This window comes from Streptomyces sp. RKAG290 (genome assembly GCF_023701695.1).
Lineage (GTDB): Bacteria > Actinomycetota > Actinomycetes > Streptomycetales > Streptomycetaceae > Streptomyces.
In genome coordinates this window covers 3,185,539-3,198,669 of the sequence record NZ_JAJOZC010000001.1, presented here as the reverse complement: position 1 = coordinate 3,198,669, position 13,131 = coordinate 3,185,539, and the positions used below count along the sequence as shown (strand labels likewise).

General features: G+C 70.0%; 12 protein-coding genes. 9 read left to right on the top strand and 3 right to left on the bottom strand.

Annotation, left to right across the window (positions count from 1 at the left end):
* Nucleotides 1-42 precede the first annotated feature (42 nt).
* Nucleotides 43-1,233: a hypothetical protein gene (locus LNW71_RS13865; RefSeq protein WP_250968524.1), complete on the top strand. Its 1,191-nt coding sequence runs from the start codon at nucleotides 43-45 to the stop codon at nucleotides 1,231-1,233.
* Nucleotides 1,234-1,314: 81 nt separating this feature from the next.
* Here the strand turns inward: LNW71_RS13865 and LNW71_RS13860 are convergent, their stop codons facing one another.
* On the bottom strand, nucleotides 1,315-2,499 hold the full coding sequence (locus LNW71_RS13860; RefSeq protein ID WP_250968523.1) for a low temperature requirement protein A: 1,185 nt from the start codon (nucleotides 2,497-2,499) through the stop codon (nucleotides 1,315-1,317).
* Between the two features lie 218 nt (nucleotides 2,500-2,717).
* On the opposite strand from LNW71_RS13860, the gene LNW71_RS13855 reads away from it, so the two are divergent.
* The 6 genes from LNW71_RS13855 to LNW71_RS13830 all read left to right on the top strand — a co-directional run bounded on the left by LNW71_RS13855 (nucleotide 2,718) and on the right by LNW71_RS13830 (nucleotide 9,594).
* Complete coding sequence (locus LNW71_RS13855; protein ID WP_250968522.1) at nucleotides 2,718-4,556, top strand: hypothetical protein; 1,839 nt, start codon at nucleotides 2,718-2,720, stop codon at nucleotides 4,554-4,556.
* Nucleotides 4,557-4,877: 321 nt separating this feature from the next.
* Nucleotides 4,878-5,141, top strand: a complete 264-nt coding sequence (locus LNW71_RS13850; protein ID WP_250968521.1) for a hypothetical protein — start codon at nucleotides 4,878-4,880, stop codon at nucleotides 5,139-5,141.
* Entirely contained in the window at nucleotides 5,138-6,946 is a 1,809-nt protein-coding gene (locus LNW71_RS13845; protein WP_250968520.1) for an alpha/beta hydrolase, read from the top strand. Before LNW71_RS13850 ends, LNW71_RS13845 begins: the two co-directional genes overlap by 4 nt.
* A gap of 41 nt (nucleotides 6,947-6,987) precedes the next feature.
* Complete coding sequence (locus LNW71_RS13840) at nucleotides 6,988-7,503, top strand: hypothetical protein (protein WP_250971993.1); 516 nt, start codon at nucleotides 6,988-6,990, stop codon at nucleotides 7,501-7,503.
* A gap of 96 nt (nucleotides 7,504-7,599) precedes the next feature.
* Nucleotides 7,600-8,592, top strand: coding sequence for a bifunctional lytic transglycosylase/C40 family peptidase (locus tag LNW71_RS13835; protein WP_250968519.1), 993 nt, complete (start codon nucleotides 7,600-7,602; stop codon nucleotides 8,590-8,592).
* A gap of 267 nt (nucleotides 8,593-8,859) precedes the next feature.
* Nucleotides 8,860-9,594 carry a phosphatase PAP2 family protein gene (locus tag LNW71_RS13830; RefSeq protein ID WP_250968518.1) on the top strand — a complete coding sequence of 245 codons (735 nt, stop codon included), beginning with the start codon at nucleotides 8,860-8,862 and terminating at the stop codon, nucleotides 9,592-9,594.
* A gap of 160 nt (nucleotides 9,595-9,754) precedes the next feature.
* Here LNW71_RS13830 and LNW71_RS13825 read toward each other — a convergent pair whose 3' ends face one another.
* Both LNW71_RS13825 and LNW71_RS36480 read right to left on the bottom strand, forming a co-directional pair.
* Nucleotides 9,755-11,347 carry an FAD-binding oxidoreductase gene (locus LNW71_RS13825; RefSeq protein WP_250968517.1) on the bottom strand — a complete coding sequence of 531 codons (1,593 nt, stop codon included), beginning with the start codon at nucleotides 11,345-11,347 and terminating at the stop codon, nucleotides 9,755-9,757.
* Nucleotides 11,348-11,395: 48 nt separating this feature from the next.
* Nucleotides 11,396-11,581 carry a hypothetical protein gene (locus LNW71_RS36480; protein ID WP_250968516.1) on the bottom strand — a complete coding sequence of 62 codons (186 nt, stop codon included), beginning with the start codon at nucleotides 11,579-11,581 and terminating at the stop codon, nucleotides 11,396-11,398.
* 134 nt (nucleotides 11,582-11,715) lie between these two features.
* Here LNW71_RS36480 and LNW71_RS13815 point away from each other — a divergent pair, with 134 nt between their 5' ends.
* Together LNW71_RS13815 and LNW71_RS13810 are read left to right on the top strand one after the other, a co-directional pair.
* A complete protein-coding gene (locus tag LNW71_RS13815) occupies nucleotides 11,716-12,621 on the top strand; it encodes a hypothetical protein (protein WP_250968515.1) in 906 nt (301 codons plus the stop codon).
* 192 nt (nucleotides 12,622-12,813) lie between these two features.
* Complete coding sequence (locus LNW71_RS13810; RefSeq protein ID WP_250968514.1) at nucleotides 12,814-13,008, top strand: hypothetical protein; 195 nt, start codon at nucleotides 12,814-12,816, stop codon at nucleotides 13,006-13,008.
* The last annotated feature ends 123 nt before the right edge of the window (nucleotides 13,009-13,131 follow it).

Here is a 13,131-nt window from a genome sequence, read left to right as displayed (position 1 = left end):
GTCACGCGTGACTATTGCGGCCTGATCCTCGTTGGGGTGGTTGTGCCCAAGACTGTCATCTCAGATCAGACTGCCGCCACGCCGCCCTCGAAGCCCGTTCCGCCGCCCTTCCTGCTGACAGCGCGGCAGGGGGAGGCGGCGCGTGCGCTCCTCTCGTACGTTGCCGCGCTGCCTCTCGCGTCCGTCGACGCGCAGTTCCTGGCCGTCGTCGTGGCCATCCGGGCCGCGCGGAGCGGCGTCGGAAACGTCACCGGCACCGACCTGCGCTCGTTGCGGCTGGAGGATCCGCACGGGGCCGTCGCCGGACTGGCCGCCCTCGGGTGGCAGGTGTCCGATTCCCTGGTGGACGGGAACCCGGACACCCCGGTAGGGATCAAGGTGCCGGAGCTGAGCCGGGAGACGGACCACCCGCTGCCCTTGGGCAAGGGCACGCGGTCCCGGGTGTCGGGATGGGCCATGCGCGCGCGGATCGCCAAGCCGGTCAAGAAGGCCGGGCCGGCCACCCGGCTCGCCGCCCTGTTCCTGGCAGCCCACAGTTCCAGCGAGCTCGTCGGCCAGATCCCGGCGCACCTGCCCGAGGCCTGCCGGGCCGCGCTGCCCGAACTGGTCGCCAAGGGCTTCCTGGCCGAGCTGTCCGGTGACGCGTACCGGCTCGACCCGGCGATGCGGCACCTCGCGGGCATGTTCCGCACCGCCGAGGAAATCGCGGAGCTCGCGGAACAGGAAGAGGCACAGCGGGCAGCGCGTGCGGCGGTGGCCGTCGCCGAACCGGAGGAGATCACCCCGGACCAGTGGGCCGAGTGGAAGTCCGGGGTCAGCCCCGCTCTGCTGCGGCACGTGGAGGCGGTGGAGCAGTGCCCCTTGTGCCGGTTCTCCTTCGGGCGGGTCGCGCAGGCGTTCATGTCCACGCCCTCCGCCGTCCCCGCGCCGCGGTCGGTGGTCAGCGACTACGACACCTGGCGGGCCGCGCATCCCGACTGCGGCCGGGAGGCCGCCACGTTCGCGGTCGACTTCCGCGCGGAGCACGGCCACGGACCGTCGTACAGCCAGCTGTGCAAGGGCCTGCGCTGGAAGAAGCTGTCACGGTCACTGCGCGGCCTCGTGGTGAGCCGCATCCTCGCCGACGGATGGCTGACCGACACCTCACCGGTGCCGTGGACACTCCGCCCGGGAAAGGCCGCTCACGCCCAGGGCATCGCCCTGCCGGGGCAGGTGGCCCGGAGCGCCCGCTGACAAAGTGGGCGCCTCCGGAACGTAGTTGCGCACCGCACGGCTCAGTGGTCGTGCGGGGGAAGGCGGTCCAGGCCGGTGAGCTCAGGGACTCGCCACCTTCACGCCGCCGCGTGCCGACAGGACGAGGGTGGTGGCGATGAGGAGTGCGGCGATGATGCCCGTGACGAGGACGGGCGAAGGCATGAACGTGGTGGCCAGGATGGCGGCGACCGCGAGTGGGTGGATCAGGTCGGCTGCGCTGCGGCGCCAGGTCGTGCGGTGGTGCAGCAGCCACACGAGGGTGACGAAGACGGCGACCGGAATGGTGTAGGCCGCTGCGACCGCGCGGTCGGAGAGGTGCCCGTGGCCGGTCGCGTGGGCCACGTTGAGTGCGAGGCCGGCGCCCACGGCGGCCGCGGAGGCGAAGACGAAGTAGTGGCCGTAGCCCCACAGCAGCGCGACCCGGAGGGTGGTGAGCAGTTCGGGCGCGCTCTGTGCGAAGTACAGCCACCACAGCGCGAATACCGTGAGGATGCCTCCGACGACGAGCGCGGCGAGGTCGCCGAGGGGCGCGTGGGTGTCGAGTGCGACGCGTACGGCACCCGTGGCGGCGGTGATGGACTCGCCCAGCACGATCAGGGTGAACAGGCCGTACCGCTCAGCGATGTGGTGCGGGTGCCAGGTGGTGGTGGCCGCCCGTTCCGCCCAGACCGGGACGGCGATCTCTGCCAGAACGAGGACCGCGAAGGTGGCGAGCCCCGTGTCCTCGGGCAGGGACAGGCGTACGACCCAGCCGATCTGCACCACGAAGATCCCCACGGCGTAGCGCAGGCAGCTGCGGCGCCGTTCGGGGTCGGAGCGGGCGGCGCGCAGCCACTGGGTGACCATGGCGAGCCGCATGATGACGTAGCCCCAGGTGATGACCGTGAAGTCCTCGTGCTGGAGTGCCTCGGTCGCCCCGGCGGCCAGGACTAGGGCGCCGGTGATCTGGACGAGTGTGAGCAGGCGGTAGGGGACATCGTCGGTGTCGTAGGCGGAGGCGAACCAGGTGAAGTTCATCCAGGCCCACCAGATCGCGAAGAACACCATCGCGTAGCCGAGCACCCCGTGGCCGATGCGCCCTTCGGCCAGTTCGTGCTCGAACGCCGTCGACGCCTGCGCCACGGCGGTGACGAAGCAGAGGTCGAAGAAGAGTTCCAGCATGGTCGCGGTGCGGTGCTCCTCGTCGGCGAGGCGGGCGACCATGGGCCGGTGCCATGCGCTGCGGGCGGGCTGTGAATCACTCATGGGCCCGCATTCTTCCTGCCCGGCCGGTCGAGGAGTGGTTGATCCCGCCGCCGCAGGAGGCCGCGGCGCGGTGAGGGTGGCCGGCTCGCAGCGGGTGGTGGTTGGCCTGCCGAATTCGCTGGAGCGTGGTGGGCGACCTGTTGAATGCGCTGGATCGTGGTGGGCGGTCCTGCCAGACTCCGCCGTATGACTTACGGAATCGAGAACCACCCCGCCCGTTGAGCGCCCCGGAAGAGCGCGGTGCGCTCACTTCCCGGCCCTCTCTGTACTCCTACGCCCTGCGCCTACACCGCGCGGAGCCCGATGGGCGGCTCCCCGCGAAGGGCTACCCGCTGCCCGACGCCCCCGGGACAAGACGCCGGAGCGGTCGTAGCTGGGCAGAGTTCCGGGACCGGCTGACCGAACTGCTGAGACCTCTGCTCGTCGCCCCGGACGCGGCTGGTGCCGCCGCCACCTTCGAGCTGCGGCTGTCCGAACTTGCCTCGCCTGTCCGGCCTCATCACATCCGGCTGGTCGTGAAAGGGCTGGTGCTGGAGCACGAGGACCGAGCTCTTGCCCTCGCGCGCTGCCTGACTCGTACGGGAACCAGTGCCGAGGCCGTCTGCGTCGGCCTCGCGCTCCTTGCCCGGCTCGGCGAGCCGGAGGACGTGCCGTACCTCAGGACCCTCGGCCAACTGCGCGACCTGGCCGGCCCCGCCGTGTTCGCCCTCGACGCCGTCGACCGGCCGACCGCGGCCCTGGTGTGGCTCGGCCACCATGCGGAGGCGCCTGAACTGCGCGGCCTTGTCGATGCCCTCGTGACGGGGGACGAAGAGTCCGTCCGGCGATGCCTCGTCACGGTGCCCCGAGAGCCGGGGATCGTGACCCCGGAGACAGCTCGGAGGGTCGCGGAGGCTTCGCGGCCGGCGGAACTCCTGCTGCGTGCGCCGGTGGTGGGGCCCGGGGATGCCGAGTTGACGGCGTTGACGGCGTTGACCGGCTGGCTGCTGTTCCGCATGACGAGTCTGCGCGGCGACTGGGCCGAGATCCTCAGCTACCCGGACGCCGTCCGTGCGTACGAGGCGGTGGTGGCGCACGCGGGAGAGCTGACGCCCACTCTCGACCACTACGGGATCTTGCTCTCCATGGCCCTCGACCTGCACAGCGGCCCGAGCCGGCTGCACGAATGGGGGCCGGGGCGGCGCGAGGAATTGCTGGAGGGGCTGGAGGCCGTGCTGAGTCGGCCGGAGAACGTCGCCGTCCTGGATACGGATGCGGATGCGGATGCGGATGCGGATACGGATGGGGACGCGGACGCGGATGGGGATGGTGATGGGGTCGGTGTTGTCGGGCGTCGGCGGATCGGTTGGGCTCGGCGCTCGACCCGGCAGCTGTTCAGTCTTCCCGCGCAGCCGGTGACTCGGCTGCGGTTCGAGGCGGTTGTCCGCGACCCCGTGGAACCGGCCATGGTCGAGCTCCGCGTTCTGATCGACGGCCGTCCCCTGGTACCCGAGTTCTTCGGGTGGGGGCCGGCGAACGACCCGGAGTACCTGCTGGACAGTGGCCGGCTGCGGGCCACGGGGGAACCAACGGAGGTCCAGCTCGCCGAGGCCTACTGCACCGAGGGCTGTTGCGGCGCCCTGTACGTCACGATCCGGCGGGACGGGGACCAGGTCGTGTGGTCCGACTGGCGCCGCCCGGCACCCCCGCCGTCCTTGCTGCACGCGCGCGAACTTCCCGAGTACCGCTTCGATGCCGCCGTGTACGACGCCGAGGTCAGGCGCGCAGAGAACGACCGGTCTTGGACGTGGCCGGCCCGCCGGGTCTCGCGGCTGATCGCCGCCGGCCTGCGTGACCGTCCGGAGCTGCTCACCCGTTGGGACGTGAGACTGGGCTGGGTCGGTACGGACGTCAGGGACCCGGACCGTACTGCGATGTCCCTGCTGTACGCCGGGGAGGAGGGCTCCTTGAAGCAGTACATGTGGCACATCCCGGAGGACGGCACCGCGCCCGAGGAGCGCGCGGCTGCCGTACTGCACCGCCTCGCCACGGTGGACCCGAGGACGTACGGCTCGTAGGGCGGCCTGACCCGGTCCACCGTTCGGGTGATCCGTCTGTGGTCGCGCCGCGTTGGGAGGCCAGGGGAGCAGGCGGTTGCCTGTTCCCCGGCGGCCGGGCGCGCGGCGTGTCGCGGTCGCCGGGTTTGGCACAGTGCCGCTCCACGATCAAGGAGCGGGGTGAGCGGTGTGGCCGTAGTGGGGCAGCCCGGGGGGCGGCAGAGGCTGAGTGACCTGGCGGGTGGGCCGCCCGGCGGGGCCGGTGGGGCCGGTGGGTCCGGTGGGGATCAGCTTCGGCACAGTGACGGGGCGTGGCTGCGGGCCGCCGGGGGCGCGGAGGGGATGGGCGTGCACCTGGGGCCGGTGAAGACGGAACTGGCGACGGCACACGAGGGCCTGCTCGCGGGGACCGCCGGACTGGGCGCGCTCGCGGAGCTGGGGGCCGTACGGGAGTCGTGGGAGCGGCGGTTCGAGTCCGCGCGGCAGGAGTGCGGGTCGCTGGCCGGGAACCTGCGCTCGGTCGCGCGGGCCCAGGGCGAGACGAACGAGGGCGTGAAGTCGTCCTTCGCGCCGGTGAAGAGGCGCACGCCCGGGGACGAGCGATGACGCCGGCGTCCTCGTCGCTGACCTGGGCCCAGTTACGGGACCTGAAGTGCGGCGAGCTGGAGGGCGCGGCCGACGGGTGGGGGAAGGCGAGCAACCGTGCCGATGCGGGCCGGGACCGGATCGAGAAGCAGCTGCTGAGCGGCCTGCGCGAGACCCAGCAGGGCGAGGCGGCGGACGCGGCGGTGGGGCGGCTGCGTCAACTGGGCCGGAACCTGCAGTACGTGTACACGGAGTGCGGGCTCGTCCGTACGACACTGAACAGCCTGGCGCACGAGATGAAGGCCCAGCAGCGGGTGCTGCGGGACGCGCTGGACGATGCGGCGGCGCTGAAGTTCACGGTGCACGCGGACGGTTCTGTGACGTATCCGGAGGCGGGGGCGGGCCTGATCGACGGGAAGCCGTTGGCGGGTGGCACTGCGTCTGAGGGGCCGACGGCCCCGGGCCTGCTGCCGCCGTCGGGGCTGGTGGCGCCGAACCCGAACGCGGCGAAGGCGCAGGACATCGCGGACCGTGTCACGACAGCCGTACGGACGGCGGCCGAGATCGACTGGCGGTTCGCCGGGATCCTGCGAAAGCTGAAGGCCGAGGAGGGCCTGAAGGTCCCCGACAGGACGTGGACCGACGCGGCGGGTGACGCGGCGGCGGTACGGGATGCGGCGCGGGGATACCTGAAGGAGGGCATCCCGCGGGATGCGAGTCCGGCGGCTCGGCGGGAGTGGTGGGCCGGCCTGACGGACGAACAGCGCGAGGAGTACCTCGCGGTGTACCCGGACCAGATCGGCAACCTGGACGGCATCCCGTCCCTGGTCCGCGACGCGGCGAACCGGGACAACCTCCAGCTGCTGATCGGCAAGCTGGAGGGGCGGGACGATGCGAAGGCGGAGACGCAGTTGGCGGGGCTGCGGGAGATCGACCGGCAGTTGAATGATGGCCGCTTGCCGCCGATGTACCTGCTAGGGATCGGCGACGAGGGGAACGGTCGCGCAATTGTTTCCTTTGGGAATCCTGATACAGCGAGAAACGTCTCTGCTTACGTTCCGGGATTGGGAACCGCGTTGGATGAGGACTTTGCACGCAATGACCTCAAGCGAGCGCGGGATACGGCCCTGGGTGCACAAAAATACGATCCATCGAGTGCTGGAATCGTTTGGTTGGGCTATGACGCACCGCAGACGCCGGTGGATGATCCCCTTGGGGGATTAGCTGTAATGGGGAACGATCGGGCAGAACGGGGTGGAACGGCTTACAGTGAATTCATAGGAGGTCTGGCAGCTACAAACGAAAACGAGAATCCTCACTTGACTGCGATTGGGCATTCGTATGGATCACGAACTGTCGGTGCTGCAACACAGCGTGAGGGGGGAATTCCTGGAGCCGACGACATCATTTTGGTTGGTAGTCCTGGAGTGGGTGTGGACAATGCCAGTGAACTCGGCGTTGGGAAGGAGCATGTATTCGTTGGAGCGGCAGAGAATGATGTTGTGACCAAACTTCCGTCAAAACATCAGAGTGTGGTGGGTGCCGCTGGGTTGCTCGCTGGAGGGCCCGCGGTCTCACATCTAGTTGGAGACATCACTGACCAGGGCGACGACGACTTGTGGTTTGGAAAGGACCCCGCGAGTGATGCCTTCGGGGCGAGACGTTTCCCTGTAGGAGATGGTCCGACGCTGGTGAGTGGTAGCGGGCTTAGTTTGGACGCGCATTCTCATTATTTTGATCCGAATAGGGATGCACTCTCTGCCGACAGCATTGGTTTGATCGCTTCGGGGCACTCCGACAGGTTGAAGACAGAGGAGTATCGATGAAACGCAGGACTAAGGTGCTGATCGTAGCGACAGTGCTGAGTATGACGTTGTCCGGGTGCTTGCATGGAGGGGCGCGTCCGGACGAGGAGGGGCGAGATGGCATGGATATGCAAGGTGCGGCGCGGCGAGCTGACGGAATTCTAAATTCGGTGATGGGGGCGATCCATCCGGAGGTTCAGTGGGCGCATGGTCCTACGACGACTGGAAGTTGCGATGTGACCCGAAGGAGAATGGTGATGACGGTGGTTTCGGAAGAGCGAAGGGGGAATTTTCTGGGACTCGTTGATCGGTTCTGGAGGGATAGTGATTACCGAATCAAGGCGGTCAATAGGGATGTGGAATTTCCCGCGATCTATGCCCAGACTAGCGACGGCTTCGGCGTCAGTCTCAGTGTCGGAGGCAAGGGGCAAGCCTTCTTCGAGGTAGACAGCCCCTGCGTAGAAGAGTCCGAGGTGGCCGAGTCGACGACGCCGCCCAACGGTCCGTCCTACGAGGGCGTCTACCCGTTGCCCCGCCCCAACGTCCACTCCGACTTCTGGTCCGCCGGAGCGTCCTGATGGGCGGTCAGTGACCCCAATGACTCGTACACACCGTCGAAACCGCCCATGAACCCGTCCCCGATGGGGGATGGTTGAGGGGTGCGGAAATTCTGGATGGCAGGTGGGATCGGCGTCGGGGCCGCCATGTGTTTCGTGGCGTTGCTCGTCGTCGGTACGTACTCCGCTGCCGCCGGCCTCGGGGGCGGTGGTGGTGGGGCCGTTGGGCTGGCCAAGGGGGCCGTGCCGGCCAAGTACCAGCCTCTTGTACAGAAGTGGGGCAACCTCTGCTCGGCCATCAATCCCGCCCTCCTGGCCGCCCAGCTGTACCAGGAGAGCGGCTGGAACCCGGGGGCCGAGAGTCCGGCCGCGGCGCAGGGCATCGCGCAGTTCATCCCCGGGACCTGGGCCGGGCACGGGATCGACGGGGACAAGGACGGTGACCGGGACGTCTGGGATCCGGCCGATGCGATTCCGTCCGCCGCGTCGTACGACTGCGAACTGGCCGGATACGTAAAGAAGGTGCCGGGGGACCCCACGGACAACATGCTGGCCGCCTACAACGCCGGTGCGTACCGGGTGATCAAGTCGGGCGGGGTCCCGGGCATCCCGGAGACCGAGAACTACGTCAAGATCATCCGCTCCCTGGAGAAGAGCTTCGCCCGGCCCGTCGGGCGGGTGCAGCCCTCGCAGCAGGCGGCGGGTGCGATCTACTTCGCGCAGAAGAAGCTCGGTACGAAGTACCTCTGGGGCGGCAACGGTACGGCCGAGCAGGGCGGGCGCTTCGACTGTTCCGGGCTGACGCAGGCCGCGTACCGGACGGTGGACATCGAGCTGCCCCGGGTGGCGAACGACCAGTACAACGCCGGGCCGCACCCCTCGCGCGACGAGCTGCTCCCCGGCGACCTGGTGTTCTTCTCCGATGACCTGTCCAACTCGCGGGCCATCCACCACGTCGGCCTGTACGTCGGCGGCGGGTACATGATCAACGCTCCGTACACCGGTGCCGTCATCCGCTTCGACAAGATCGACACGCCCGACTACTTCGGTGCGACACGCGTCACCAAGGACGGTGCCGCGGCCCTTCCGACCACTCAGCCGGCAGCCTGACCGGTGGCTGGAGGTGGCCGGAACTCTCTGTGAAGCCTGGGCCCTGAGCTGCGACGATGAGTCACTCTTCGATAACGTCATGGTGATCATTCGGTGGAGAGTGGAACGTACACACGGAACACGTCGTTCTCTGGTTGGACCGGGGCCCGCAGCCATTGACCGAGCGTCGCCCCACGTACGTGATCGAACCGAACACGGGGGTTCGTCAAAGCGGTGCACATGGGTGTGTGCCGCGACAGCAGCAGACAAGGCAAGGGGCCGCGGCAGATGGCTGGACTCGCACTGGATGGGTCGAACCCCGATGTCAGCCTGCTCTACGACATCAACGGGCTCGCCAGATCCGCTCCCACCTGGTTCGACCGGGTCATGGAGTTCATCGGCGAGTACGGGATCATGCTCGGCATGGTCCTGGTGGTCGTGTGGTGCTGGTGGGGTGTCCGCCGGCGCGGCACGCAGGAGGATTCGGTGACGGCTGTCTCCGGGATCGTCTGGGCGCCGCTCGCCGCGGGTATCGCGTTGCTGATCAACATCCCGATCCGCGGATTCGTCGAACGGCCGCGGCCGTTCAAGGACCATCAGGGGCTGGACGTCCTGGTGGACGGGAAGAACGACTTCTCCTTCGTGAGCGACCACGCCACGATGGCGATGGCCCTCGGCGTCGGGCTCTTCGTGGCGAACCGCAAGTTCGGCATCGCGGCGATCGGGCTAGCCCTGCTGGAGGGCTTCTGCCGGATCTACATGGGCGTGCACTACCCGACCGACGTCATCGGCGGCTTCGCGCTCGGCACCGCCGCCGCGCTGCTGCTCGCGCCGCTCGCGATGATGCTGCTGACACCTCTGGTGGGGGCCGTCGCGCGGTCCGGCCGGGTGGGCAGGCTCGTGCGGTCGCGTCGGCCGCTGTCGGAGGCGGGGGCCGGGGACCGGGGCGAGGCGCTCGGGATCCCCGAACCGCGGCCCGGTTCGGGCGGCGGCTCCGAGGGCGAGAAGGGCCTCGCGGCGTAGGCGGGGAGATCGGTTCGCAGGCGCGGCGCCCCTCCGTGATCGGAGTGCGGCGCCGCCGCTGTCTCAGAGCGACTGCGCGAACGTGAAGAAGCAGCAGCGGCGCCGCCGCTGTCTCAGAGCGACTGCGCGAACGTGAAGAAGCAGCGGCGCCGCCGCTGCCTCAGAGCGACTGCGGGAACGTGAAGAGCCCGTCCGGGTCGTACTGCTTCTTCACGTCGGCCAGACGCGCGTCCGCTGTGCCGTAGTAGGCCTTCCGCCAGTCGGTCAGCGCCGGGTCCGCGTAGTTCTGGTACGCCGCCCCGGACGCGTAGCGGCGCAGTGCGGAATGGGTGTCTTTCAGCCACTTCTGTTGTGCGCTGCCCGAGGTGCCGGGGCGCCAGGCGCCGATGTACTGGGCGAGCATCCGCGAACCGCGGTGGACGAACGCCGTCGACTTCGGGTCGACCCGGTTGATCGCCCCGCCCAGCGCGGTGAGCGCGACCGAACCGCCGCCGCCCTGGTCCCCGCCGATCCGGGTGAAGGCCTCGGTCCGGTCGAGCAGGGCCTGGACGCCTGCCGGGGGGAGCGAGCGGTCGTAGAAGTCGGAGGCGGCCGCGTAGGTCTCCCGCTGGAGCGTGCCCTGCGAGGTGCGGCCGGGTGTGGTGCCCGGCAGGTGGCACTGCGCGTCGGTGATGCCCGAGCAGCCCGCGTACACGAGCATCGCCTCCTGGTAGCTGCGGCGGCGCAGCGAGACCGAGGAGGCGGGGGCGCCGATCCGGTCGGCGAGGCGGTCGACGGCGTTCTGCAGATCGCCGTACGTGCCGATGCTGAAGGCGGAGACCGACACGGTCGGGTTGCCACCGCCGGGGCCGGCCGCGACGTGTGCGGAGGACCAGATCTCGTCCGGCTGGTCGGGCCCCCACTCCTGCCAGGCCGTGATGACGGACCGGGCGCGCGACCACGGCCAGGACATGTACGCGGTGACGGTCTGCGGGGCCGGGCGGGTGCGGAAGCGGAGTTCGGTGACCACGCCGAAGTTGCCGTTGCCCGCGCCGCGCAGCGCCCAGAAGAGGTCCTGGTGGTGTTTGGCGTCCGCGGTGAGGGTCTTGCCGTCGGCGGTGACGATCGTCGCGGCGGTGAGGCTGTCGCAGGTCAGGCCGTACGCACGGGAGGCGACGCCGTGGCCGCCGCCGAGGGTCAGGCCGGAGATGGCGACCGTGGGGCAGGAGCCGCCCGGGATCGTCAGGCCGTGGGAGGCGAGGCCCTGGTAGACGTCGAGGAGCCGGGCCCCGGCGCCGATCGTGCCGTCCCGGTCGACGCGCGAGAGTGACGAGACGTCAACGACCAGCTTGCCGTTGCCGCTCGACCAGCCCGCGTAGGAGTGGCCGCCGCTGCGGATGGTGACGGGGGTGGAGCTGCGGCGGGCGAAGGCCAGGCACTCGCGGATGTCGGCTTCGTGTTTCACGTAGGCGACCGCGGCCGGTTTCTGGCCGTCGTACCGGGTGTTGTAGAGCTGACGGGCGGTCGCATAGGCCGCGTCGCCGGGGCGTACGAGCGAACCGTCGAGGCTCTTGGCCAGTGCGGACCAGTCCGCCGGGCCGGAGGGCGAGCTCTTCGACGGGGCCGGTGACGTGCCGGTGGTCGCCGATGTGGCCGGGGTGGAGCCGCCGGTGGGTGTGCCGGAGCCGGGGTCGTCGCACGCGGTGGCGGTGACGCCGGTGAATGCGACTGCGGCGCCCGCGGTCAGGACGGTGCGCCGGTTCGGCGGGGTCATCGGGCCTCCGGGTGGGGGATGGGTCCTCGTGGGGCGAATGACGGGCGGTCAGGAAGTTGCGCGGTGAGCCTCGGCGTCGGCACGGGCCCGGTCGCGGGACCTGCGGGCCGGTCCGTACCACCCGCAACTGCATCGGGCCGTGCAGAACGAGCCGCGTTCGACGCTGCTGGTTTCGTGGGCGGGCCCGGCCGGTGGGGCGGCGGGTGGAAGCTCTGCGGCGTGTTGGTCGTACACGCGTCCACGGTACTGGGCAGGGCCGTCCGGCGGTGAGGGGTGGGCGTGCGGCGTTACGGGGGACAGGGGGCCGTCGTTATGCGGAACGGGTGGGGGCTCGGGCGAAGCGGTACGGCGTTGGGGGTTGGCAGGCGATGGTGGTGCAGCAGCACAGATCCGGAGGCGGGGCACGCGCTGTGTGCGCCCTCGCCGTGATGGGCGTGATGGCGGCGGCCGCCGGGTGCTCCGGTGGCGGTGGCGCGGACAGTGCCGCGGCCGACGACCGGGCCGGCGCCGGGGCGTTGGAAACGGTGCGGCGGGCGGCGGCGGTGCTCGCCGGGACGGGGAGCGGCAGCCCTTCCCCGTCGGGCTCCGGCAGCCGGTCCGGGGCCGGGACCGCCGAGGTGATCACGTCGATGGAGACGGCGGCGGGCGGCACCCGGGTGACGATCAGGGGCAACGGGACGTACGACTTCCGCACCCAGTCCGGCCGGCTCAAGGTCGTGCTGCCGCAGGACGCCGCCGGCGAGGAGGAGCATCTGCCCATCACGGAACTGCTGGCCCCGGGCGCGCTGTACATGAAGAACCGCGGCGCCGGGGTGCCCGAGGGCAAGTGGGTGAGGATCGACACGACGGCGCTGGCGGACGGCAACCTGGTGACCGGTGGGGTGACCGATCCGATGGCCGCGGCCGAGCTGCTGCGCGGGGCGCGCGCGGTGACGTATGTGGGCGAGTCCGACCTGGCCGGCGTGACGGTGCGGCACTACCGGGGGACCACGGACATCGGGCGGGCCGCACGGCAGGCATCGGCCTCGTCACGGGGTGCGCTGACGGCGGCGGCGAAAGGGTTCAACAAGGACACCGTGCCGTTCGACGCCTATCTGGACGAGCAGGGGCGGCTGCGCAAGGTGCGGCACCGCTTCAGCTTCGCCAACGAGGGGCCGCCGATGGAGGTGGTGTCGACGACCCTTCTGTACGGGTTCGGGGTGCCGGTCACCGTACCGATGCCGGACCGGCGGGAGATCTACACCGGTGAGATCGAGCAGGGGCAGCAGAAGTGACCACCGCCTCCGGGGGCGCGGATGATCCTCCGCGTACCGGGCACGCGAGGCTGATGGGGCGCGCTCCCAGGCATGTTCCCGGACATGCTCCTAGGCATCTGGCGGCGGCGAAATGGTCCGTCCGTGCCATGCGCGGTACGTGGTGCGCTCCCTACCCTAGGAAGTCGGCGACGGCAGTGAGAGGTGAGTGACGTGGTGACGCTCAGCGCACGGACCGTATCGGACCATGTGGCACTCGCCGAGATCGAGCTGTGCGGAGAACTCATGATCGCGGCCTCGGCGGCGAGCGGGGAACGGCTCAGCCCGGACCGCATCGACGAGGTGCTCGACGTCAAGGTGCCCACCGAATGCACCACCGTCCCCCGGCAGGCGGACCACCGGGGGTGACGGGGGGAGGGTGACGGGACTCGGTCCCGCCTGCGGGGCCCTGGACCGTGCGGTGCCGAATCGGTGCTGGTGCCGGTGGCCGTGACGGTGTTGGCGGCCCGTGTCTACGGCCGTGAGACCGCG

Bases quoted from the DNA above. Each gene is read 5' to 3' on its own strand.
- LNW71_RS13860 (WP_250968523.1), bottom strand. From the start codon at position 2,499: ATGAGTGATTCACAGCCCGCCCGCAGCGCATGGCACCGGCCCATGGTC.
- LNW71_RS13850 (WP_250968521.1), top strand. From the start codon at position 4,878: ATGGGCGTGCACCTGGGGCCGGTGAAGACGGAACTGGCGACGGCACAC.
- LNW71_RS13845 (WP_250968520.1), top strand. From the start codon at position 5,138: ATGACGCCGGCGTCCTCGTCGCTGACCTGGGCCCAGTTACGGGACCTG.
- LNW71_RS13840 (WP_250971993.1), top strand. From the start codon at position 6,988: ATGACGTTGTCCGGGTGCTTGCATGGAGGGGCGCGTCCGGACGAGGAG.
- LNW71_RS13835 (WP_250968519.1), top strand. From the start codon at position 7,600: ATGGCAGGTGGGATCGGCGTCGGGGCCGCCATGTGTTTCGTGGCGTTG.
- LNW71_RS13830 (WP_250968518.1), top strand. From the start codon at position 8,860: ATGGCTGGACTCGCACTGGATGGGTCGAACCCCGATGTCAGCCTGCTC.
- LNW71_RS13825 (WP_250968517.1), bottom strand. From the start codon at position 11,347: ATGACCCCGCCGAACCGGCGCACCGTCCTGACCGCGGGCGCCGCAGTC.
- LNW71_RS13815 (WP_250968515.1), top strand. From the start codon at position 11,716: ATGGTGGTGCAGCAGCACAGATCCGGAGGCGGGGCACGCGCTGTGTGC.